Origin of the sequence: Alkaliphilus oremlandii OhILAs, assembly GCF_000018325.1 — a bacterium.
In the GTDB taxonomy this organism is placed as follows: domain Bacteria; phylum Bacillota; class Clostridia; order Peptostreptococcales; family Natronincolaceae; genus Alkaliphilus_B; species Alkaliphilus_B oremlandii.
In genome coordinates this window covers 230,399-255,202 of record NC_009922.1, presented here as the reverse complement: position 1 = coordinate 255,202, position 24,804 = coordinate 230,399, and the positions used below count along the sequence as shown (strand labels likewise).

Genomic DNA, 24,804 nt, shown 5'->3' with positions numbered 1-24,804 from the left:
CCTCCCCTTTTGTTTAAAAATCCATATAATTTTTTAGTTTATGAAATAGAAATATTTTTAAGCTGATATGTACTCTATAGGTATTTTCAACTCAACAGCCACAGTCTCTCCTTTTTTAAAAACAACGCCCCTTGGAACACACAGAATTGCGTTGGCTTGTACTGCTAATTGTGCTCTTGTAGCATTGAACATCTTGATCCTTGTAGCAACATATTCTCCATCTTGTTGACTAACTATTAGTTGTATATAGAAATCAAAAGGAGCAGATGAGCTGATTTCATTTAATAATTTGACTTCTAATTTCGGTGCTTGTACATCTGGCTTACATAGATATTTATTAATCAGTGGTTTTACATACCAAGGTGCTGTTAGCTCCGTTCCGCCAGGTGGCCCAACAAGACCTACTATCAGTTTATTGCCAGCAACAGTAAGACTGGTGTGCTTACCTGGTCCATGTGCTACCTCATAGGCATATACTTGTCCTATTTTACCTAAAATTTCTTTACCGAAATCATGTGTTCCTTTTGAAGATCCACCATTGAATATAACCATATCGCTCTGCTTTAGGGCATGATATAAAATATCATAAATATAAACGGGATCATCTGGTATGATGGGATAAACGATAGGCTCCCCACCCCACTCTTTAATGAGTGCTTCTAATACAATGCTGTTTGTTTCTATGTTTTTTCCCAGGGGTAGTACTGCACCAGCTGGCACAAGCTCGTTTCCAGTAGGTATTATTGCTACTTTAGGTTTTGCTATTACTTCAATTTCACAAATACCGCCCGATGCAAGTACTCCTAACTGCAAGGGGGTAATTACATATTCAGCAGGTACTAGTAGCTCACCCTCTTTCATATTCTTTCCACGTGGAACAACATTTTCTCCTCTGCAGGATGGAATTTTATTTATATGGAGTCTGTTATTATTATCAAATTTCACATGTTCGATTGGGATTGCTGTGTCATATTCTGTTGGGATTGCAACACCTGTATTACTAAAAACATATTCTTTTCCCAATTCCCAAGCAGTAGGATCTACCTCCTTCGATGTGAACGCTTCAAACCGAACAGCGATCCCATCCATAGCACTTGTTGGTTGGTTCGGTAACGTATGGAGCGCATAAATATCCTTTGCTGTTACACGACCTACACTTTCTTTTAAGGAAACAATTTCTGTTCTTCTATCAAACTTTGCTAGAGATGTTGCAAGTTCTATATATTCTTCTCTTGATGGCACAACTACTTTATGTTCCTTCATAACCTTGTCCCCTTTCTATTCGTAATTTTGTTTGACTGGAAGTTAGTTGACCATGGGATTTAAGTGCTTTAAAATTCTATCGGTCTCTTGATCCGTTAAATCGTATCGGTAAAACTCCTTATAAAAATATTTTAGCTCCTGTGCCATATCTAAAGCTGAAAAATGTTCCGGGTGTAAGTGCTTTGCCATCCACATAAGCATTAGAACCTTCTGTTGACCAGCATCCCAAAAAAATACACCAGTTGGAGAAATATATATATTGTCATTTTTTATTGCCTTTATTTGTTCATATCTGTTGTCATCCAACATATCCTTAATAACTTCTTCTGCAGTTGCATTCCCAGAAGAACCAGCATGATCTACAAAAATATAATCAGGGTTCCATTCTAGCAGCTGCTCAATTGTTATTTCATTTTTAGAGCCACCTTCGATCTCCTTATGTACGCAATTACCTCCTGCAAGTTCAATGACTTCCACCATGTCCGACTTCTTCCCTGCTGTCCATAGAATGTTTTGATTGGAGAAATAAACATCTGGCCTGTCCTCTTTTGAAATTTTAGAAGTAATATCCGTTACCAATTTAACTTTTTCATCAAAATAATTTGCATATTTTTTAGCAATATCTACAGCTTCCCCTCCCAGTACATCCGCATATACGGTTAATACGTTCTTAGTATCTTCAAATTTTCCCGTAGATGCCATTGGAATAGCAACCATTCCAGCTTCATTTATTGAAGCAACTGCTTCTGGGTTCGGAAAATAAAATACAACCTGTGGTTCATATTTTAATAAATTCTCTATATTCAAACTAGAATGTGCATTTTCAATCCCTACTACAGTATCTAGTCTTTTATAAATTTGATTGGACCAAGGCCAGCCACCCTTATGAAAATCTCCTGCTGCAACAATTTTATCTTCTGCATTCAAAAGATATATTTTCTCGTAGGAAGGGCCAAATAAAGCAGCCACCCTCTCTACATTCACAGGGACTTCAATTTCAGTTCCATTTAAATTGGTTACTATTTTTGTTTCAGCTTCAGAGGAAGCCGCTGGGGTTTCTGTTTTCGATCCTTCTAATTGTTGCGCTTCTAAAGTCTTATTGCTACACCCAACAATCATTGCTGAAAGCATAATGATCGTTAGTATCATACTGATTATTCTATTACATTTTTTCATTGATTTAGCCCCCTCAAGTTCTTTTGCTTTTGATTGGTATCATTGTATCCGTTGTATTTTATTATGCTCCTTGTTTATTCTTTTCTTGGAAAAATATAGCTCCCATTTGCTCCTGTTAATTCACTAAACTTTCCATAAAATCCAACCTTTGAATCCGAAAATATATTGGCATTGGGCATATACAAATGAGCTTGTGCTACTGTTCTTGCCCAGTGCAATGGATTGGCAGGATTTTCTCCCATCATGTTCGTAAATGGATAAGGAGTAAAGGGTAGAATCGACAGGGATTCTGGTTCTAAATCTTTTAGTATTTCTAGTCCTTTCATTACATCTTCCTTCGTCTCCCCAAGCCCAACTAAAAAACCACTCCAAACCTTTAAGCCCAACGCTTTCATATCATATAATGTTTTTAATCGATCACTTAATGTATCCCCACCAGGGCGGAACTTTTTATAAATATCTTCGTTTGGTGATTCTATTCCACATAAGTATCCATCCATCCCTGCAGACTGTAGTGCCTTTAAGCTTTCCTTATCAATAGCCCCAAATAAACCAAAGACCTCCATATTCGTATGAGCTTTTAGTGCCTCTATATACAGTGGATAATCAGCAGGTATGGTGTGCCCCATCCAACCCGTTGCAGTAAATATACGATGAACCCCTATGCTCTCCATCAGTTTTCCACGCTCTATTACAGATTCTAAAGAGTTTTTTTGTGAAAATGCATGATCTCCTGACTTGAAGCTATCCCATTTGCAATGGTTACAGTGAGGCTGGGTTAAGCAGGCTCCTGTAATAATGGCAGGCCCTGTATTTATCTTTCTTTTATACGATCCGATTTCCTGTGCTTTTAGAAACAGGTCCTCATCTGACATTTCCATAATCTCATTTAGCATTGATTTATCCCCTTTATTACATAGTTGTCCATACAATCCTTAAACATATGCCGAGTGCTAAAATTATCCATTAAAATGGATTCTAATACATCCGGCTTTGTAACAATACTAGAGCCGATATAGTTTATGCCACTGTTTAATAGTATATCTGGAAGAATTTGCGCACTTGGTCCATACATTCCTATAACTCGAGCTACTTTTGAATATTTGATTAGTTCTAAAAACGTTCCATTTACTAGTGTAGCTCCTGTTATTAGGACAACATCTGCCTTGGAAAGAATCTCTTCATTTTCTTCAGATGAATGAATAAAAGTATTTTTACTTCCATAGCCTATATTTTTATCAATACACATTGAAGTCAGCTTATGCTTAGGCCGCATATCCATAACATGCAATTCTTTACATCTTCCATATACCTGATCTATGAGTCTACCATATCCGATAATTACAACAATATCTTCTGGCAGAATAAAATCTATATCCTTAGAAGCATTGAACTTCGTTATTGCTTGGTCCTTAGGATAGCCCCTAAGGATCAGTGGTCTAGAAAGTGCATTGAGGGTAGATAGGCAAATAGAGCGCATATGTATATCCTCATCCAAAGGAAGGAGATATTCTGCTAAGCTAAATAAACTTTGTCCTATAAATCTTTTAAGACCTTCAATTGAATTTAAATCCTTCACTGGACCATAAACTAGATGTTCTCCTGCATAATTGAAAGCTACACCTGTTTGACCTCTATCTGCAAAAACACCCGTCCATTTCGGAGAAAAAATTATTTTCTCCAAGATCCCTGGGTCCATTGATTCAATTTCATAAATATTTTTTATATAACGATAAGCTTCAATTAAAGGATTTGGTCTTTTCATTGCCATCTTTTCCTTTCTTCGTTTAGTTCATATCTCCCAGGATTTCTTTGCTTTCCTCATCCGATAGCTTGTAGCTAAAGAATTTTTCAGAGAATAATTTTAACTCTTCATTCATGTTGATATCCTTAAATTCTTCAGGGTAAAATAACTTTGCTGCCCATAGAACCGTAAGTGGCTGTTCCATCGTACGGTTTGCCCATACATGACCAAATGAAGGTGTTACATATATTCTTTTATTTTTTACTGCCTCTAGATCTTTAAATCTTTCATCACTGTAAGCTAATTCCTTATCATCCTGACTGGATACTATCATAACCTCAGGATTCCACTCTAATAGCTGTTCTAAAGAAAATTCTAGTCTTTGCTTTCTTTCAATTCCGCCAGTTACACTGATTCCACCTGCTTCTTCGATCCACCATTCTGCTATAACATGGGGCTGAGACAAACTTCCCAATGATGTATTTAAAACACGAACTCTTTTTTCCTCGGATATTTTAGAAGCCGTATCTTTGACTTTTGCCAAAGTACGATCAAAATATTTGCTGTATTCTTCCGCTCTTTCTGGCTTGTTGTATATTTGCCCTAATAAGTTAACCGCTTCCTTTACATCCTCTGGATTTTTCCAATTCAAAACAATTGCATTCATTCCTTTATTCCATATATCATCTGCTGTTTTTTCATCCATGGTCAATACAATATCTGGATTTATCTCGATTAAGGTTTCCATTGATACTGCATTTCCATCTTCAACTACTGGATTGGTAGCGATTGCTGGGTTAAATATTGAATGATATTTCCAGTTCTTACTTTTAGCAAATCTCGGCGGCAATCCGTTGGCTATTGTATTACCTTCTCCCATAGTAAATACAAAACAATTAAGTACGCCTACTGGCCCTACTGTCACTACTTTTTCTATTTTCGTAGGTATTTCCACTTCTCTCCCTACGGAATCTATTATCGTTTTTGTTTTCGGTTCTATTTCCTCAGCACCTTTACTTACTGTTGGCTCTGAATTTGTAGGCTTCGATGTACAACCAATCATTAAACTCATTACCATGGTCAAGATTAGTACTGTGCTTAACAATACCTTCGATTTGTTCTTTATCATTTTCATGTCTTTGATTCCCCCTTGTAATATTAAAGCTCAAGCTTTCAATGAACGCTTGGAAGTTGTAAGCTTTAATCTTTCAGTATTGGTACACACACTTTTAAATGATCGTTATGTACCCTGTCCACTACGGTGTCTATTTGAACACGGATATTATATATCCTCTGTAAAAGTTGAGATGTAACGACTTCTTTCGGTGTCCCAATACGATATTCACCTCCCCGATTTATTGCCAGCACCTTTGTGGATGCCATAAAAGCATGATCCGGAAAGTGAGATGTCATAATGATTCCTATATTTCTTTTTGAAAGCTCTTTTATATGTTTTAGCACCCTAACTTGGTTCCCATAGTCTAAGTTGGAGGTGGGCTCATCCATTATTAATATTTTAGGCTCTTGTGCCAAAGCTCTTGCTATTAATACGAGTTGCCTTTCCCCACCGCTGATTTCTGTATAAACACTATCCGTCAAATACGATATGCCCAATGAATCTATTACCTTTTCTGCTATTGCATAATCCTGTAAAGAAGGGGAGGCGAAAATGCCTAAATGAGCAGTTCTTCCCATTACTACAACCTCTCTTACCTTATATGGAAACGGTGGTGTATGTGCCTGTGGAACATATCCGATTGCCTTTGCAAAGTCTTTTCTAGACCATGTGTTTATATCTTGTCCATCTAATAATATGCTTCCGCCTTGTAGCTTCAAAAACCCAAGTATCGTTTTAAATAGAGTGGTTTTCCCTACGCCATTTGGGCCCAATATACAAAGTATATCTCCTGTACCTATTTCAAATGATATGTTTTCAAGTATGGTCTTTTTAGGGTAGCCGCAATTTACATTGTTTATTTCTAGCTTCAATTCCATCCCTTCCTTGTGTTAAGTAATAGATATATAAAAAATGGTGCTCCTACTAAAGACGTTAAAATTCCTAAAGGTATTTCTATTGCTGCCACACTTCTTGCTATATTGTCTACTAAAAGTAAATAGGTACTACCCATTAATGCTGAAGCAGGTAATAATACTTTGAAATCTGGACCTACTACCATACGAGCTAGATGCGGTACGATGAGTCCAACCCAACCTACCATCCCTGCTACAGATATTGATGAAGCCGTTAATAGTGTGGAACAGATTATTACTAAAAATCTTAGCTTCTTCGTATCTACACCTAATGCTTTAGCCTCTTCTTCTCCAAAGGACAATGTGTTTAAGTGCCATCTTACTAAAAACAATGGAACAATTCCTAATAAAAATGGTATTAGAATCGTATATACATCCCTTTGGCTGATCGACGCTAAGCTTCCCATCAGCCAAAATGTTATTGCAGGCAATTTGTCGTATGGGTCCGCCACATATTTGGATAATGATATAAAGGATTGAAATACTGTACTTACTAAAATACCGGCTAATATAAATACAAACATTATGTTTCCGCCTTTTCCTACCTTTGTGCTTATGGTGTACGTTAGTAATACGGCTATCAGCCCAAACATAAATGCAGTTGCCTGAATTCCTAGGGAGCTAAATGAAAGCAATATTGCCAGCGCTGCTCCAAACCCTGCTCCTGCTGATGTGCCTAATATATCTGGCGAAACCATAGGGTTTTTAAACATCCCTTGATAAACTGCGCCCGATACTGTTAGGGAGCTTCCGACGATCATCGCAGCTATTATTCGAGGGATTCTTACTTGAAATATTACGGTTTCCATTACCTTAGGATAATCTATGTCCTTTTGTAAAAGCTTAGATGTTAATATGATAAATATTTCTTTAATTGTTATAGAGTATCTTCCCAATGTAATAGATAGAAAAAAAGCGATTATTGGTATGATCGTTAATAATAAAAGCTTATATTTATTATTAATCTTCTTCTGCGCTGCTGTTACCATTTGGGTCCTCCTTTCTATCCTATTAAAAAATATTTGTTTGTTACGGTTACGTTAAAGTAGTTTATATCAAGATAAAGGCCTTTCTATTCATAATTTATTTTCTGATGAATTCAAATAAAAAGACCCTTTAATCTTAAATTGAGTTTTTTTCTGCAATTACAATTTTGTTTGCAGATTTTCCAAAGAAATGGTAGCCAGAGCCTGCCTCAGCCAATATATCCAATAGCTCATCGGATTTTGTTACTGCAATACTACCGATCTTTTTAATCCCTCTTTTGAAAAAGGCATCGGGCAGCATACTCGCTGTAGGCCCTACAACGATAATCTCCGCACCTTCCTTCGCCATGGATATTAAGCCTTCTAATGTATCATTAATGATTGTAGTTCCTGTAATAATTATTAAGTCTGATTGACCTAGAGCCTCCTGTGCCCTATCATTCGGCACAAAATGATCCAACTCATCTGCCTTTAGTGTTTCTGGAGCTAATTCTAATATAAAAAATTTATTTTTATTTTTCTTTAGCATCTTTATGTATGGCAACAACGCACCTACAACTGTTACGGTTTTGTCTTGCGGTATTGATGTATTTTCATCTACCGGGTCTGCATTATGGATGATCTCATAGTTCCCACTATAATTTTTTTGATTCCAGCAAGTCGCTGACAATGCATTTAAAACTGCTATTCCTATAGCTTTTCTTAGAACACTTCCTTTGAACATCCCTTCAATAAAGTACTCTACATTTTTGCCTACCATTTTACCTGAAAGAGGCATTTCCTTTGCAGAGCTTGGACAACAAACGCCTTGAGGTATATCCTTTATAGGCGTAAAGCAAATACCACCTTCTCCGTTATTAAGCTTCACACCTGTAAAGAACAGGCCAACGGTTACTCTTTCAACAGTTATATGATTCATCTCTTCACCAAATACAGCTCTAATTTGGTCTATTGTTTCATTCAGTATTTCATTCGACTGTGTCCCCATCTTTAAAAACCTCCAATGTTTCTATGATTCTTCCATATTGTCTTACCTTTGACTGTCACTTTTTTAACATTTAATTACAGCGTAGGGTTTTCATGCCGATTCCTAAGGTTTGTCCTATGCACACTGAAACCCTTCCATTGAAAATATTCATGCTTACACAAAACGATCAGCGATCCGATCTTTCATTAAATATCTGTGCTTTCCAATGGATTTTATTGGTTTTGGTTTGTTTTAGTTAGTTATTGTTGGTTCTATTTGAAATAAGCTTAACATAGTAAAACATTAGTGTCAATAAAGCTGTTGTTTCTAATTTAGCTTGTAATGTAAAATCGACATAGAATATCCGTAAAAACGTTGAAATTTCCCACTGAAAGCAATCCACTCTTTCGAAAGAAGAGGGTTACGGTACAGATACTGGAGATGGTTATGATAGAAAATAGGGGAAGTAAAGGAATGTAGATTAAAGATACTATAGAAATTGCAGGTAGGAACCCGAAAACCATTAGAAAACATATGGATTCAAAAGAGTCACCGGAATATAAACGAGGTGTTAACAAAGAATCAAAGCTAGATCCATTTAAAGAATATATCTTCATAGAATGTAAAAAGACTGCGTTAATGCAGTCGTAATTTAAGGAGAAATAGAAGCCATTGGCTATATAGATAGGATTACAATGCTAAGGGAGTTCTTTTGAAGCCTATAGAAAAAAGAACTTGGTACAAGCTAGTGTTCTTTATGGAACACTGTTAAAGATGAAGAAGTGGTAAACTCAGGTTATTTTTTTAGAAATTTTTTTTCAATCAAATCGACTACTTCTTTTATTTGTTCAAAACTAAACTGAGGAGTATCTTTATCAAGTTCCACATCTGTGACAATTCCAAACAACTCCTCATCTTTACACAAAAGTTCATCTGCGACTTCTTTTCTATAAACCTCTAATTTAGGTTTATTCTCCCTCTTGTACCCCTCTGTAATTATAATATCAACATTATTAATCTTTTCCAGTATTTCATCTAATGTATATTCTACTTGTACCTTCTCAATCATTGCAAACTTTTCTGGCGATGAAATCATAACCATATCAGACCCAGCCTGCCCGTGTTTCCAAGTATCCTTTTCTGGTTGATCGATGTCAAAACCATGAACATCATGCTTAATGGTAGCTACACGGTAGCCTCGGGACTTTAGTTCTTTGATTATATTGCATAAAACTGTAGTTTTACCTGTATTTGAGTTTTTTGCTACTACTGAAAATACTGGTATCATTGTAATACCTCCGGATAATCTAATAATTGTACAATAATTTTTTGTCCTTCTTCATATGGACCTGTTCCTGCTGGTATATAAAATAAAGAATTCGTTCCTGACAGACTGGAAAGTACTCCCGAACTATGCTTACTGGGAAACTGAGTATAGTACTTTCCATCTTTATAATAAGTGTTTGCCCGCACAAAACGGTTTTGATTGCTTATTTTTGAAAAGCTACCCTGTAAAATAGACTCAACCTCCATCAACTTATATTTTTCTCGTCCCATCTTCTTTAATACGATAGGTCTTACAAATTGCTCAAAAGTAATATAAGCAGCAGCTGGATTGCCAGAGAGTCCAAATAATAGTTTGTTTTCGTATTTTGCAACAGCGATTGGTGTACCTGGTTTCATTCTTACGCGCCAAAATAGTATTTCTGCACCTACCTGCTCAAAGGCTTCTTTTACCAGGTCGCAATCTCCCACAGAAACGCCACCCGTTGTTATAATCATATCTGCCCAGCTTAAGGCTGATTTCAGTTTTTCTTTAATGGTCTCTATCCCATCATCACAAATTCCAAGCATTAATGGTTTAGCACCTATTTTTTTGATTTGGGCAGCAATTGTATAAGAATTACTATTTCTTATTTTCCCATCCGTCAGTGCATCTTGTATATCAACAAGCTCATCCCCAGTAGATAAAATTGCCACTCGAGGTTTACGATACACTTGAACAAAGCTTTTTCCTAAGGTTGAAAGAATTCCTACTTCTGGTGCATCAATCCGTATTCCTTTTTTCATCACTACATCTCCAACCCTCATATCCTCTCCCAATTGACTAATATTTGAGTTTGGCGGAAGGGGCGTATATATTTTCACATCTTTGTCTGTAAATTCCGTATCCTCAAAACGAATTACAACATCAGCACCTTCAGGTATCTTAGCTCCTGTCATAATTCTTATAGCCTCTCCTTTTTCGATCTTCTTAGCTGAAACATAACCTGCTGGTACAAAATCAATTACTTGAAGTGTGATCGGTGATTCCTTTGAGGCGCCTTGTATATCCTCTGCTCGTACTGCATATCCATCCAGAGGAGATTTATCAAATGGGGGCATATTCATATCCGATCTTATATCCTCTGCTAAAACACTTCCTAAGCTATCTAATAATGGTACATGAATAGCCTCCGTCTGATTATTTTCACTTAAAAGTATATCCAGTGCCTCTTCTAAGGTTACATTCGTTCTCATATTTATCCTCCTTCGTACTTTCCAAAATGATAATTGGCGAAAGTACATACGCTACATTTAATTTATTCGTATCCTTTTTTATGTTCGTAAAATAGATTGTTTAACCATTCTTCGCTTCTGGCATATATGGCAAAGTTTATGGTCCTCTTTGTTTGGAACATACTCTTTACCACACTGTTTACATAAGCTTAAGGGTATTTCTTTTTTAAGAGTAAATCCAACAAATAAAGCTGTTGAAAAGGTATCCTTTGATAGTGCCTTTTGAGGGCATAGGTCTTCACACAAGCCACAGGATGTACAAAGCCTAGCATTGTGGCTAATTGTGACATGTCCTTTATGCTTTTGTACCTTCCACGCCTTAGATGGACAAGTTGTTTGACAAAGTCCACAGCTACTACAATTGTCATGGACCCTCCAATTTGTAAACAAGGATTCAGACCGTGGAATTTCTATATGTTCTCTACTTTTCCTAATTAAATTATCCATATGTTCTAAAATAAAGTCTCTTTGAATGAAATGGCTTTCTCTTCCTACAGCATCATCCACGATTTCGCTCACTACATTTGTAGATTGTTTCTTAAACAAAGTAAATAAATCCCGTCTTGATATTGTTTGATTCATGTACTGAGGAATATTTTCTTGATTCAATAACAATTCTATCTGTGGATGAATATCAAAATGCTTAAGGAATGCAGTTACATTCTTTAAGGAATTTTCAAAGCATTTACTTCCATCTTTAATATAGCAATCCTCACACTTACATAAGTTAAAATATATTTTTTTTCCTTTTAAAGCCATAAGACAAGCAGCCAGATATTCTTGATGTAGGCCGTTCAGACAAGAAACGGTTATATTTCCTCCATTGCCTTCTTCATGGCATCCCACAACTATAATTTCTTTTTGTTCTAACTGCCTTATGGCTTTTATTTCATCATCCTTTTTTAAGGATATGGCTTGAGAAGGACAGATTGCCCTACAAATTCCACATCCTTTACAAGACTCCTCATCAACATGAGCAATTTTATTGTCCATGCAGATCGCTCCTACAGGACAAGCATCTTTACACTCTGTACACCTCTGCATTTTGCTAGATCGGTTCACACAGCGTTTTTGGTTTATATTCGGTCGATTTTCTTGTAATGCTTTTCCTATAAAATATTTTATTAACATACTCAACTGCCTCCTATTCGGATGAACAGAATATTACGATTTGCTTTGTATGGGTTCTCATTTATTCGTATAGTGTCTTCAATTTTATAGTCATAATTCTGCTGCGCATCTTATTTATCACTAAACCAAGAGTTTTTTATGTCTATATAGTCTTGGTGTGTATTCATATTTAAAAAACAGTTCTCTGTTATCTTTAATCTATCTAAAATTTCATCATTAATCTTTTTTACTTTAAGATCTTCAAAGCAATCAAATAGATCACTGATCTTATAATTACTTGAATCCAGTAAAGCTTTGATATAGCTTAAGCTATTTTTATGATAGATTGCATGGAGTGGTTGGTAATATCCATTGATATGTGGAACAAGGGTATCTTCATCCCCCATCTGGTCTATCATATAATGAACTAAATCAGCATTTAAAAAAGGCATATCGCATGCAACAACAAATACATAATTATTTTTAGCTTCGAGAATCCCAGTATACAAACCTATAATTGATTTTTTCTCTGTTGATTCCAAAGCGTCCGATACAAAACGTACACCTTTTAGCATGCTATATAGTTGAGGTGTATTTGTAACTACAATAATCTCTTCAAATATAGTTTTTAGTACTTCTACAACGATCTCAATTACGACATGTGGCCCTAACTCTAGTAAAGCCTTATTTTTTCCCATCCTGCTACTATTTCCACCTGCTAAAACTACCGCAGAAATCTTTTTTTTGTCCATTTTTATCATCCATCTCTATGACCATCCGAATTTTTAATACACTTACAAAAAAATGAATCCGTATTCTCTTACTATAATTGTAAAAAGGGTGCTACTTGTATGTAGCCCCTTTTCACCTATTTACTTATTTTAGCCTCTATACTCATGAATACCGATGTAGTATACATTCGCTCCCAGCTCTTTTTCAGGCAATAATACTTCGTATTTATTTTCCTTTAGTAGTTTGCTTACTAAACTATTACTGTCATTTAAATCTCCAAAATATCTAGCCTGTGTTGTGCATGTTGTAACACATGCTGGTAATAATCCATGTTGTAATCTATGGGCACAAAAATCACATTTGTCAACTTTTTTAGTCTCTTCTTCTTGTATACGCGCACCATATGGACAAGCGCCTACACAGGCAAAACATCCGATACACTTTTCTCTATCTACAAAGACAATACCGTCCTCACTTTTATCTGTAGCCTTTACTGGACAAGCACTTACACAAGGTGTCTCGTCACAATGGTTACATAGTTGAGGTACCCTTAACGTGTGAACTTCTGGGTATGTGCCTACCTCGTCTTCTGTTACCCAAGATCTATTACCTTCTTTGGTTACATTGTTTTCAATTCTACAAGCAGCGGAACAAGCATGACAACCAACGCATTTTCTTACATCTATGACCATTCCCCATTTTCTACTCATTTCGTTCACCTCCTAAATTACTATCGCAGCTAAGTCCCACTCTATATACCTATTTACAGCGTTCATTACTTGTAAATAAAATGGGTTAAATTTGTCCTTAGCAATTTCATAATATGATAATACAAACTTCTGTAAATGTTCCTCTAAGAACTGCTTCTGCAATTTCTTCCACATCTTAGCAGCTTCTTTTTCTTTATCTGTATTCGTTTCATTTTCTATTATTAATTCGTTACAAATTGCTTCTTTATAACATAAATAGGCCATAAAAGCTAATTGAAACCCTATATGATCAGGAACTTTGGATTGTTTTAATCCTTCTCCAATATTTAAATCCCACGGATTAAATCCTACAGAATCATAACATTGTGATACATGGTAAGTAGAATTGGTCCACAGACTACCATATTTCCACTTTATATTTTTTCTTCCATTTTTTACGGTAGCTTCTACAACAGCTGACTCATAAGGAGGGATATAATGTTTTGTTGAGGGAACAAAAAAGTGATCATAATACTCTTCTTGAAGAGCTTTGATCGTATTATCCTCCCCATCCGCTCGCTTACTTCTCTCCTGAGCTTCTTCTATCAATGGTTCAAAATCAATGGAAGATAGTATTTTACTAGCTTCCTCTAGTATTGATGGAATCCCTTGTACAGTATCTATGGTCGGTATCTGCAAATACAATGAAGCAAATATCTCATATAATGCTGACCGTTCAAATGAATTGATTTGAATATTATCCATTGTACTTTCCCCTTACATTTTAGGATAGTGGAACAATTTTTGCTCTAATACCATTTCTATTATGTGTACCCGATGTTACTTCCGACAAGCCGTATTTTCCTTTAACAGAATGATCGATAAGAGCAAGGGGATTTGATGCGATTCCAACAGCCCTGATGCTTTCTCCCTTTACTACTTTTCCATCGATGGTCGTATCTTTGCTGCCATACTCCCACTTACCGTATCCAAAGCTAATTCCTAAGCTTCCTCTCGCTACACCTTCTCTAACCTTTAGCACACCTTTCGCCTTGTTGCTTGGTGTTTCTACCATTACTTCCTGCCCATCCTTCAGCCCAAAGTCTTTCGCATCTAATGCATTAATCTCGATGTAGTTCGTATCCGACAGGACCTGTAGTGTAGGACAGTTGTTTAACATAGAAACCCCTCTAAGCTTAGCCTTAGATGAACATACTCTAAATGGATATTCTTCAGAAGGATATGCTTGATCTACTAAAGTTCCATCCGCTAAGGTTTCTGGTGCCCAAACTGGTGAACCTTCATTATAAGCTCCAGTAATACTATTTCTGCTATTGGCAAGATTTTCACTATAGAAGCAAACCTTCACTAGGTCTCCATATTTCATAAATTGACCATCATGGTAATTTGTGTCGGCTTCAAATCTTCCGCCTTTCGCAATCACATTCTTTACAACAAATAACTCATCTGGTTTAATTGCCGCCTGCCAATCCGAAGGAATAGAGTCTAAACCTGTAATCTTATCATCTTCCTCCGTTATGCTACTTACAGCCTCACCATCATATGCCATATTGGCAATAGCCTTAATAAAATAGTCTTCTCTTGTATTTAAAGGCCATAGTTTACCATCGGCATCCTTAATAGCATTGTCACCAAAACCTGGCATACCGATCTTCTTAGCTACTTCAATTAAATAGGTTTCCATACTGATTGGTTGATTGCTACTACCTACCTTTGGCGTCATTGGCTCAATCATTGGATATCGAATCGCTGTCATTTTTGTATTAATATTCGCTCTTACTGGAACCATGGCCCATTGCTCATAAACAGATGTATCTGGAACAATGTAGTCCGCATAAGCGGTAGTTTCACCCATTACGATATCCACACTAATAATTAAAGGAATATTCGATGTTTTCTTTAATTCCTCTAGCATCGTTTCTTGATATAAAGATGGTGTTCCGTATAACGGATTTGCAAAACAATTTACAAGTATTTTGCACTGATAAGGATACTTATTCAATGCAGAGAACATTGCTTGTCCATCTAAAGACATTCCATTGGTATGCCATGGTAATTTAGAAGGATACGGTTTTTTACCTTGTGCAACCTTGTTTTTATACTCTGTTGTTTTCTCATAAGGGAATTGCTCTCTACTTATTTTAACTCCAGATGGCTTAATTTGACCTTCAAATGCTGCTAAGTCGTATTTAGGTCCATCTGCAAAAGCTTTAAATGATGGTCCGTTTCCTGCCATACCACCTTTCATGTTATAAGCGCCCATTAAAGCTGGCAGTATCCATAAAGCAACTGTAAAAGGTAATGAATTCACTGAGTTCGTTCCACCAAGAGTATCTACTGCTACCTTATGACCATGACTTGTGAACTCCTTAGCAAGCTCTTCTATTTGCTTCGCAGGTATGCCACAAATTTCAGCATACTCCTCTAAGGAATGTCTCTCTATACCTTGTTTTAATAAGTATAAAGAAGTAGCCACCTTAATGGTACCTGTTTTCCCTTGAATTTCCCCACTGTACAATAGATTTCCAGCAGAAGCCTTACTATGAAGTTCTGGTTTTCCAGTTTTCTTATCAATTACAAAGAAGCCTTCTCCCTCTAGACCTAAGTCTTCTGGCTTAAGGAATCTTCTATTATTCGGATGCTTTTCATCTACAATCACTAAATGAGTAGCGTTGGTATAGCTTTTAAAACCAATTGCTTTCGCCGCTTCTTCATTTGAGCATTCTAAGAATTTGCCATCAAATTTTTCATTATCAAATATATAGCGCATCATACCAAGTACAAGGGCACCATCTGTAGACGGCTTAATTGGTATCCATTTCGTTTTACCAGGGATATCGGTACCACCTTGCATAAATGGATCAATTACAGCCAACTTTAATTTGTTTTCCATAACGCCCTTTACTGTTTTTCTTGCTAAGGTTTGGAAGCTCATACCGCTATGTCCTGGATATGCACCTTGATACAGACAGAATTCTGCATCTTGAAGGTCTGGTTTGTATACGCCACCAGCACCATTATCATATAATACCTGCCACGCAGGTCTCCATGCGCCACCTCACGTTCCAGTATGACCGTAAAAATTAGTAGATCCAAAGCTATTTAAGACGAATCTTTGTGCAAAATTTATACGTCCATATGAACCACCACTAATCCAAACTAAACCATTACTCTTTGGTCCCATTTCCGGTGCATCTGGATTGATTAATTCATCTTGGCTATATACTTTTCTAAATCCTTCAACTACAGTATTGTCACCTAGGTCAGCGAAGATTTTTCCACCTTCTACGGTCTCTTCAATAAGCTGTTCCCAAGAAATTGGTTTCCATTTTCCACTTCCTCTTTCACCAGCTCTTTTCATTGGTGTTGTAATCCTCATTGGGTCATATACTTGCTCAAAAGCAGCATTTCCTCTAGCACACACAGTAGCTCTATGCGTATGCCCTTGATCACCATATAAGCTGAAAGCCTGATAGGATTCCTTTATTGTTGTATCATAAGGAAGTGCAGGCTCTGCACATTTAGGATGATATGGATTCCCTGTAAGCTTCATAATTCTTCCTGTTTGCTTGTCAATCTTAGCTCTAACGCCACAGGAGCTATAGCATCCCATACATACACTGCTTTTAACTAAAATATCAGAGTTTACTTTAACTTCCCCGCTTTTTGGATCAACGGTTGCCTCTACTCCTTGTCCTAAGGTTTGAGGCATCTCTGGAAAGCCATCAATAGAAACGTCTGTTTCTTTATTACATCCAGTTATTCCTAGACCTAAAGCAGATGCACCTACAGTAAGTGCTGAAAGCTTTAAAAACGTCCTTCGTTTCAACTTTATCACCTCGACATTGATATATTATCATTACTACACATTGTTAAATATTATGCAAGCATCATGCCAACTTTCAAATATATCGTTTATATTGCAATAATCCACCTTCTATATCTGACTACAAACCTTAACTTTTAGACAAAATTAGACGGATTTCCCCAATGTAGCCCCTCTGCTCAACCAAGCAATAAACCAGTACCAATCACACTAAAATTACAAAACACCGTGCCAAAATGACAAAATCCCATGTCGAAATGACACGGGACAAATACAATAGGCCTTATTGTTGTAATTTATACTCCTCAATTTTCCTATAGAGGGTTCTTAACCCAATTTTCAATATTTTTGCTGCTTCCGTTTTATTCCACCCGGTTTTTTCAAGAACTTGGCATATATGTTCCTTCTCTATATCTTGTAAAGCTAGACTCTTCATATTATTTTTGCTATAAGTTTCTCGAGCAAAAAAATCATTTGGATATAAATCATTATCCTTTGACAGTAAAATTCCTCGCTCTATTAAATTTGCAAGTTCCCTTACATTACCAGGAAAAGTATAATTTAATAAAAACATTTCTGCTTCCTTACTTAATTTTTTCTTACTATTACTTTGTCTTAGGAAGTATTCGGCTAATACCAACGCATCCCTTCCGCGCTCTCTAAGGGGAGGAACGTTTAATGTTACAACACTTAATCTATAGTATAAATCTTCTCGAAATCTTCCTTCCTCTATCGCTTGTTCCAAGTTAATATTTGTTGCAGCTACAACTCTTACATTTGTCTTTTTTGTTACGGTTCCACCTACTGGTCTAAACTCTCCTGTATCTAAAAAGCGCAATAGCTTCACCTGTAAAGAGGCTTCCATATCTCCAATCTCATCTAAAAACAAGGTTCCCTCATCTGCCAATTCAACTAATCCTTTTTTGTTAACCTGAGCACCCGTAAAAGCGCCCTTTACATGCCCAAACAATTCGCTTTCCAATAATTGACTAGGGATCGCACTGGCATTGATGGGAACAAAAGGATGATGCGCACGTAAGCTATGGTAATGTAAGGCATTGGCAACAAGCTCTTTCCCTGTACCACTTTCACCTAAAATAAGAACTGGCAATGAACTGTCGGATACTCTATCAATCATGTACTTTAAACTGATTATGGCATCACTATTTCCTATTATTTCACGTTTCTTATTTGTTCTTTGAATCGTTTCAATTAAATTATTACTGTAATCTTGTAATTTTTTTCGATCCAATGCCTTTTGTAAAATTAACTCCAGTTCTATGGGCTTAATTGGCTTCGTTAAATAATCATAAGCACCCTTCTTCATCGCTTCAATGGCAGTATCTACAGTTGCATAACCAGTAAGCATAATGATCTCCAAATTGGGCTGAATTTTTTTAGCCTTTTCTAATAGTGCTAGTCCATCCATACCATTCATCATGATATCAAACAGGGCTACATCAAATTCAGTCTCTTCAATCATGTTCAGTGCTTTTAAGCTACAATTGGAAATCTCTACAGAGTACCCTTTTCTAGTAAGTCTTTGCTTTAATAGTTCAATAAATTTTTCTTCATCATCTACTAGTAAAACTCTACATCGTCTCATTTTTTATCACCTCAGCTGCTATAGGTAACCCAACACTGGCCTTTATACCAACGTCCTTGTTATTTTCCAAACTAAGAATGCCTCTCATTCTTTCTACGATAACCTGGCTAATCGCAAGTCCTAAACCTGTGCCTTTACCAACAGGTTTCGTGGTATAGAAAGGATCAAAAACATACTTTAAATTTTCTTTTAAAATGCCTTCACCAGTGTCAATTATCTCTATCTTAATTAAATTGCCTTCACATCGAATCTTAATCGTTAATTTACCCCCATCCGGCATTGCATCCAAAGCGTTCGTAACCAAATTTAATATAACCTGCTGTAACTGGGACTCATCTGCAAGGACATAGGGTAAAGGCTCCTCCCATTTTAAATCCACTTCTATATTTTGTTTATTGATAGGATATTTAACCAGCTTTAATACCTCATTTACTACATTGGGAATATACACTTGTTTATCCTGTGATTCTACTTCTCTAGAATAGTTCACCAAACTTTGGGTTATATTCGTACATCGGTGTATTTGTTCTCTTATGCTTAGTAAATACTCCTTAAATACACCTTCTGCTTCAAGTTCATTTATATTTTCTATTTCTAAACGTTCTAATAAGTCATCGGCATAAAAACCTAAATTGTTCATAGGGTTATTAATTTCATGAGCCACCCCTGCCGCTAAAAGTCCTATGGCAGCCCTTTTTTCAGCCTGAATTGCTATTTTTTCATTGTCACGCTTTTTCTTTATTTCTTTAATCATATCATTAAAGGCTTCGATGACTACTCCTAATTCATCATTGGATTGTTTAGGAATCCGATACTCTAAGTCTCCTTTTTTAACACAAGCCACACCTTTGGCTAGTTCCTCTACTGGTCTAATAAAATGGAATATAAAAATCAGACCCAATCCTGTTATGGTAAGAATAATAAGAAACAGAACTAAACTTAGCCGCAAAAGCATTGTTCTCAGCGTAATATAGGCACTTACTAAAGGTTGCTCCACTACTACACCCCAACCAACCATAGGGATTAATCCGTATACGCCTAAAACATCCTCCCCTGTATAGGACTTATAGATAATCGGATTAAATTCCAATATTCTAAGCTGATTCCTATCTTGCGCCTTGTTTTTCAGTAAATTTTCTACGCCTTTACTACTAGAGACGTCTTGCCTTCTTAGTACTTGACTATAGTCAGAGTGTCCGATTAATTCTCCCTCTTCATCTACTAGCATAATATAGCTTCCATCTGAAATTTCCACTGATGATATTTCTTGCATCACTTGCCTCAAGCTAATTTTAGCGATAAATCCTCCTCTAAAATCCTGATTGATGCCGCCAGCAGGTACTCCTAAATCAAAAACAATCTGATGATCTATATCTATTTTAGGACTTCCAATAAAAGATTTTCCTTGCTTCAGTTTTTGAAACTGGGGTTCATCCGAAACCTTTTTCAAATCCTTGGAAGATACAGCATATCTTTTTGAGACCTTTACTACTTCTTCTCCACGGGAGGAAACCATTACAATTTCCTCTAAATGTGGAAAGTTTTTTAATATGCCATAAAGAAGATTTTCTTTTTTCTTTGCATCATTCCCCTCAAATACATCTGAATTGGTTAGAGATATTGTCTCCAGAGAGATTTGCAAAGTCTTAACCAAATCAGAAACTGCATAGGATACCCTGGATGCAGTTAAAGCGTGCTGTTTATGAATAGATTCTTCGATTTCCTTTTTGACAATTTTCATATTATAAAAACCCAAAAATAACAAGGGAATTATTGAAATAATCATCATCATAATCATTAGTCTTGATTTTATGCTATTATGACAACTACTGCTGATTTTTTTTCCCATAATAAATTACCTTTCCCTATTTTGTATAAAGTGGTCTACAAATGGCATGTCCGGCGTTTCAATATCTACCTTCAATTTTCTAGCTGTATCTAAATTAATATATAGCTCTAACTGTTCTGGAGACTCTATTGGTATGATTCTAGGATCTTGTCCTTTTAGTATATTTACTACTATTCTAGCAGCCTGTATCCCCTCATTATAGGTGGTACTTCCGTAAAATGCCAAAACCCCTTTTTCTACCTGCCTATCCGTAACACCCATAACAGGAAGTTGTTTTTCTAAAGTAATATCAACGATTGAATCTATGATGGATTCAAATAACAAACTACACATGAGCATTACGCCATCTACAGAATCCCCTTTTTCATTTAAAACCGCAAGAACTTCCTTATGGTCAATTACGGGAACAATGTCCAATTGTATATCTAATTTGTCAGCTGCATCGTATAAAAATATAGAGCTCGGTCCAAATGGCGTGGTTTCTGGATTGTATAAAACCAATACCTTTTTAGTATTTGGGACCAACCGCTTTAAAAATTCAAGTCGTTTTCCTGATAATTGCACATAATGGCTATCTACTCCTGTAATATTACAGGCTGTAGAAATATTATCCTTAACAAGGTCTAGTTCCACGGTGCATCCAACACCAATAAATGCTACTGGAATTTCTTGATCCATCGTCGCTTTTTTCGCTGCAGTAGTTTCAGAAGTACCTGTCGTTATAATTACATCGACTCCAATATTGACGAGCTCTTGCCCTAGCTGATCCAGCCTATTTACATCTCCAGAAGCATTTTTAATAATAATATCCACATCATTGTCGGATAGTCCATATTGTTTTAAGCCTTCATGCATTCCTTCTATCTTAGCTAATCGTTCATCGTTCACTGTCAATACACCAATTTTATAAACCTTATGTTCTTTTTCTTCAGCATTGGTTTGTAAATAGCTAGAATAGCATAGTATTAAACCCGCTATAAACACTATAAACAAAAATACAAATATCATCTTTTTCTTCACAGGTCCATCTCCTCATGCAATTACGCTACAATCTTTTATACTTTAATTGGCCATATTCCTACGCAGATATTTTCTGTCTTTAATATATACTATTCTATAATAATATAATTAAGAGAGCAATCTAGTTTACTACAATTCCCAAATATAAGAATCCTACTTATCAACGCAATTAAGACTCAAGATGAGTCTTTAGAACCTTGTTGTATTTATAATAAAAGCTGTACAATTGGCCATCAATTGTACAGCTACTTTTTCTATAGGAAAGGATTTCATTCCACAAAACTACAGAAATTCATCTGCTACTCCTACCTCTAATATTTTTTCTTCGTCCGTATTTGAGTTTGGTGTCTTGAAAGGGTGCATACTATATCACTCCTTATTTACCAACACTTCTAGATGCTTTAATATTTACTTCCATACCGAAAGGATTCGAAATAACGATATCACCCATGGATATGGGCGGGTTGATCTTATACTTTTTTAACGCCTGTGTCAAAGGTATGAAATTGCTTTGTGGTATGGGTCTATCACTTCTTACCGGTAGCATTATTTCAATTTCATCATTTAACCGAACAGAGCCAGTAAAGGTTCTCTTTTTCTCTCTTATCTCCTCAAGAAAAAATTCATGGCCTTTATTGCATTTGTTTCCTCATACTTTTATTTGGGCTGTATCGAAAGTCCCCTGTACGAAACAGCCTTTTGGACATAGAATACAAGTAACTGCTGTAATAGCTTGGCCATCTTCCTCTATAGAGTCAATTTCATCCACCAGTTCTGAATCCTTACAGCAATCAGCTAAAGAATCCTTCGTATGAACACTGCCACCGATAATATATTCTGCCGCCAGCTTACCTGCTTCTAATCCTCCTAAGGTAACATGATCTACTAAGCCCTGTATCCTTAGGGCATTACCACAAAGGAATATTCCTTCGCCAATCCCATCTACTAAGATCTCAATATCTGGAACTAGACCGATGGAGGACACTATTATATCGCAGTCCACCTCTCTTTCTGTATGGGGTATTGGTTCTAAGTTTTCATCTACATTGGCTACAACAACCTTTTCTACGGACTCTTTTCCTAAAATCTTAATAATCGTTGTATTCATATAAATTGGTATGGAAAAATCTTTTAAACATTGCTGAATATTTCTGGCGAATCCACTGGGTTTTGAAGCGATTTCTAATACAGCCTTAACATCAACGCCATTTAAAGCCATTCGCCTCGCCATAATCAGCCCAATATCGCCAGAGCCCACAATAACTGCTTTACTTCCTGGACAAACCCCTTTTCTATTCATCATCTCCTGTACAGTCCCTGCACTATACATGCCCAATGGTCTACTGCTTTCTAAAATTAAGCTATTTAAGCTTTTTTCTCTAGCCCCTGTTGCAATAATTATAGCCTCCGCTTTTATTTTAAAAACGCCCTTGTTCGGCGCAGTGGCCGTAATTACTTTATACTTATTTACCTCTAATACGGTACAGTTTAAATCATATGGAATGTTTTCTTCTGAAATCTTCTTTGCAAACGCCTCACTGTATTCCGGCCCAGTCATATCTCGATTAAAATAATGTAGACCGAATCCATTATGAATACATTGGTTTAGAACGCCACCCAATTCTTTTCTATATTCTAATATCAGTATGTCGTCTAGTCCTTGCTGCTTCGCCCCTAGTGCAGCGGCCATCCCTGCAGCTCCCCCACCTATTACAACGCACTTTACATTGATCAATTTAAACCACTCCAAGTCTTATCCATCCATTTTCTCCATGGATTTATCTCCTAACGAATTCTTATCTCCATCCCAACGGAGCCTCTTTTTATTTGACTCTCTCGATAGAATTTCTATCAAGCTACACATGCAAAATCCACCTTGACACCTACCCATACCGACCATTGTACGGAATTTCAAACCCTTAATCGTTGTTGGGCTTGGGTTTCGTCTTATGGCATCAATGATTTCTCCTTCACTTATATTTTCACATTTACAAACTATTTTTCCGTACAACGGATTCTCTTTTATCCTTTTATTTCTTTCCTCTTCATCTAATTCATTGAACCTTATTACCTTTTTTCTATATGGATTAAAATCATCCTTAGGCTGCAGCTTCCCTAAAATATTCTCTACAATATCTTTAACCATCAATGCAATGCTGGGTGCACAGGTTAGACCCGGGGACTTAATACCAGCTACATTAATCAATCCACCGACATGCTGATCTTCTTCTATAATAAAATCATTTTCCTCATCTTCGGCAAAATCAACCTTAGGTCTTAGACCAGCAAATGTTTTAATTGTTTTGGAAAAGTCTAGGTTCGGTATAACATCTTTCGCCAAGCTTTTAACCTTATTCAGTCCAAACACGGTTGTACTCATATCTTCCTTATTGCATGGATTTTGACTGGATGGTCCTATTATTATATTGCCATTTATCGTAGGTGCGATGATCATTCCCTTTGTATTTTTATCATTTTCTGACTTTGCAAGAAAAATAACATGGTTTACCATACTGCCTTGATTTTTATCTAATATAAAATACTGTCCTTTTTTAGGTTCAATTTTAAAAGATTTTTTACCAACCATCTGATTGATCTCATCTGAAAAAAGCCCTGCACAATTTATTACAACTTTGGATTGATACTGATCTTTTTCTGTGTCAATATAAAAAGTATCTTCGCTTTTATTTATTCTATAAACCTTTTCCCTTGTTCTCAATGCAACCCCATTGTCAACTGCATTTTCACAAGGGGCAATTGCCATATCCCAGTTGTTTACAATACCAGTATCCTGTGAATACAAAGCGCCATAAACATTTTTATTCATATTAGGCTCTATTGCTAAAATCTCTTCTTTGGTAAGTATTTTTAAAGATTTAACTCCATTTTTAATACCTCTTGTATATTTTTTGTGAACTGCCTCCATACTTTCTTCATTAAAAGCAATGAGCAAAGACCCTGTTTTTTTGTATGAAATATCTAGTTCTTTACAAACCTGCGGGAATATTTCTATGGCCTCTCTATTTAGCTTCGCTTTAATGGTTCCCGGTTTTGGGCTATATCCGCTATGTATTATGGCTGTATTTGCTTTAGTTACGCCACCTGCCACATCTACTTCCTTTTCAAAGATCACTATTTTTAAGTTATATCTTGAAAGCTCCCTAGCTACAAACCCACCTACTGCGCCAGCTCCTATAATAGCTATATCATACATAGTAGCTCCCC

21 protein-coding genes and 1 pseudogene are annotated in these 24,804 nt (G+C 36.3%); all 22 read right to left on the bottom strand.

Features of this window, described 5'->3' with window-relative positions:
- Nucleotides 1–57 precede the first annotated feature (57 nt).
- The 22 genes and pseudogenes from CLOS_RS01180 to CLOS_RS01080 all read right to left on the bottom strand — a co-directional run bounded on the left by CLOS_RS01180 (nt 58) and on the right by CLOS_RS01080 (nt 24,793).
- Nucleotides 58–1,263: a molybdopterin molybdotransferase MoeA gene (locus tag CLOS_RS01180; RefSeq protein ID WP_012158098.1), complete on the bottom strand. Its 1,206-nt coding sequence runs from the start codon at nt 1,261–1,263 to the stop codon at nt 58–60.
- Nucleotides 1,264–1,305: 42 nt separating this feature from the next.
- Nucleotides 1,306–2,439 carry an ABC transporter substrate-binding protein gene (locus tag CLOS_RS01175; RefSeq protein ID WP_012158097.1) on the bottom strand — a complete coding sequence of 378 codons (1,134 nt, stop codon included), beginning with the start codon at nt 2,437–2,439 and terminating at the stop codon, nt 1,306–1,308.
- A 74-nt stretch (nt 2,440–2,513) separates the two neighbouring features.
- Entirely contained in the window at nt 2,514–3,335 is an 822-nt protein-coding gene (locus CLOS_RS01170) for a radical SAM protein (protein WP_012158096.1), read from the bottom strand.
- Nucleotides 3,329–4,210, bottom strand: coding sequence for a DUF364 domain-containing protein (locus CLOS_RS01165; RefSeq protein ID WP_012158095.1), 882 nt, complete (start codon nt 4,208–4,210; stop codon nt 3,329–3,331). Before CLOS_RS01165 ends, CLOS_RS01170 begins: the two co-directional genes overlap by 7 nt.
- Before the next feature lie 16 nt (nt 4,211–4,226).
- Nucleotides 4,227–5,318: an ABC transporter substrate-binding protein gene (locus CLOS_RS01160; protein ID WP_012158094.1), complete on the bottom strand. Its 1,092-nt coding sequence runs from the start codon at nt 5,316–5,318 to the stop codon at nt 4,227–4,229.
- Nucleotides 5,319–5,383: 65 nt separating this feature from the next.
- Nucleotides 5,384–6,178, bottom strand: a complete 795-nt coding sequence (locus CLOS_RS01155; protein ID WP_012158093.1) for an ABC transporter ATP-binding protein — start codon at nt 6,176–6,178, stop codon at nt 5,384–5,386.
- Nucleotides 6,169–7,203, bottom strand: coding sequence for a FecCD family ABC transporter permease (locus tag CLOS_RS01150; protein ID WP_012158092.1), 1,035 nt, complete (start codon nt 7,201–7,203; stop codon nt 6,169–6,171). Before CLOS_RS01150 ends, CLOS_RS01155 begins: the two co-directional genes overlap by 10 nt.
- Before the next feature lie 133 nt (nt 7,204–7,336).
- A complete protein-coding gene (locus CLOS_RS01145; protein ID WP_012158091.1) occupies nt 7,337–8,188 on the bottom strand; it encodes a DUF364 domain-containing protein in 852 nt (283 codons plus the stop codon).
- A 775-nt stretch (nt 8,189–8,963) separates the two neighbouring features.
- Nucleotides 8,964–9,455, bottom strand: a complete 492-nt coding sequence (gene mobB, locus CLOS_RS01140; RefSeq protein WP_012158090.1) for a molybdopterin-guanine dinucleotide biosynthesis protein B — start codon at nt 9,453–9,455, stop codon at nt 8,964–8,966.
- The gene (locus CLOS_RS01135) at nt 9,452–10,687 is read right to left on the bottom strand and encodes a molybdopterin molybdotransferase MoeA (protein ID WP_012158089.1); all 1,236 of its coding nucleotides are present in this window, start codon (nt 10,685–10,687) and stop codon (nt 9,452–9,454) included. Before CLOS_RS01135 ends, mobB begins: the two co-directional genes overlap by 4 nt.
- Nucleotides 10,688–10,765: 78 nt before the next feature.
- Nucleotides 10,766–11,857: an NADH-quinone oxidoreductase subunit I gene (locus CLOS_RS01130; protein WP_012158088.1), complete on the bottom strand. Its 1,092-nt coding sequence runs from the start codon at nt 11,855–11,857 to the stop codon at nt 10,766–10,768.
- A gap of 110 nt (nt 11,858–11,967) precedes the next feature.
- The gene (locus tag CLOS_RS01125) at nt 11,968–12,588 is read right to left on the bottom strand and encodes a molybdenum cofactor guanylyltransferase (RefSeq protein ID WP_156774371.1); all 621 of its coding nucleotides are present in this window, start codon (nt 12,586–12,588) and stop codon (nt 11,968–11,970) included.
- 129 nt (nt 12,589–12,717) lie between these two features.
- Nucleotides 12,718–13,278 carry a 4Fe-4S dicluster domain-containing protein gene (locus CLOS_RS01120; RefSeq protein WP_012158086.1) on the bottom strand — a complete coding sequence of 187 codons (561 nt, stop codon included), beginning with the start codon at nt 13,276–13,278 and terminating at the stop codon, nt 12,718–12,720.
- A 12-nt stretch (nt 13,279–13,290) separates the two neighbouring features.
- Nucleotides 13,291–14,022 (bottom strand): TorD/DmsD family molecular chaperone, encoded by a 732-nt coding sequence (locus CLOS_RS01115; RefSeq protein WP_012158085.1) that lies wholly within the window; start codon nt 14,020–14,022, stop codon nt 13,291–13,293.
- A gap of 19 nt (nt 14,023–14,041) precedes the next feature.
- On the bottom strand, nt 14,042–16,213 hold the full coding sequence (locus CLOS_RS16385; RefSeq protein ID WP_049753761.1) for a molybdopterin dinucleotide binding domain-containing protein: 2,172 nt from the start codon (nt 16,211–16,213) through the stop codon (nt 14,042–14,044).
- Between the two features lie 123 nt (nt 16,214–16,336).
- Entirely contained in the window at nt 16,337–17,116 is a 780-nt protein-coding gene (locus CLOS_RS01105) for a molybdopterin-binding domain-containing protein (protein WP_198006311.1), read from the bottom strand.
- Between the two features lie 271 nt (nt 17,117–17,387).
- Complete coding sequence (locus tag CLOS_RS01100; RefSeq protein WP_012158083.1) at nt 17,388–18,710, bottom strand: sigma-54-dependent transcriptional regulator; 1,323 nt, start codon at nt 18,708–18,710, stop codon at nt 17,388–17,390.
- The gene (locus CLOS_RS01095) at nt 18,697–20,451 is read right to left on the bottom strand and encodes a sensor histidine kinase (protein ID WP_012158082.1); all 1,755 of its coding nucleotides are present in this window, start codon (nt 20,449–20,451) and stop codon (nt 18,697–18,699) included. The genes CLOS_RS01100 and CLOS_RS01095 overlap by 14 nt, the downstream gene beginning before the upstream one ends.
- Before the next feature lie 114 nt (nt 20,452–20,565).
- Nucleotides 20,566–21,579: an ABC transporter substrate-binding protein gene (locus CLOS_RS01090; RefSeq protein ID WP_049753759.1), complete on the bottom strand. Its 1,014-nt coding sequence runs from the start codon at nt 21,577–21,579 to the stop codon at nt 20,566–20,568.
- 376 nt (nt 21,580–21,955) lie between these two features.
- Nucleotides 21,956–22,201 (bottom strand): annotated as a pseudogene (locus CLOS_RS15450) (DUF1667 domain-containing protein); the annotation flags it as partial.
- 27 nt (nt 22,202–22,228) lie between these two features.
- On the bottom strand, nt 22,229–23,314 hold the full coding sequence (locus tag CLOS_RS01085) for an NAD(P)/FAD-dependent oxidoreductase (protein WP_049753757.1): 1,086 nt from the start codon (nt 23,312–23,314) through the stop codon (nt 22,229–22,231).
- Between the two features lie 18 nt (nt 23,315–23,332).
- Nucleotides 23,333–24,793, bottom strand: coding sequence for an NAD(P)/FAD-dependent oxidoreductase (locus tag CLOS_RS01080; protein WP_012158080.1), 1,461 nt, complete (start codon nt 24,791–24,793; stop codon nt 23,333–23,335).
- Between the last annotated feature and the right edge of the window lie 11 nt (nt 24,794–24,804).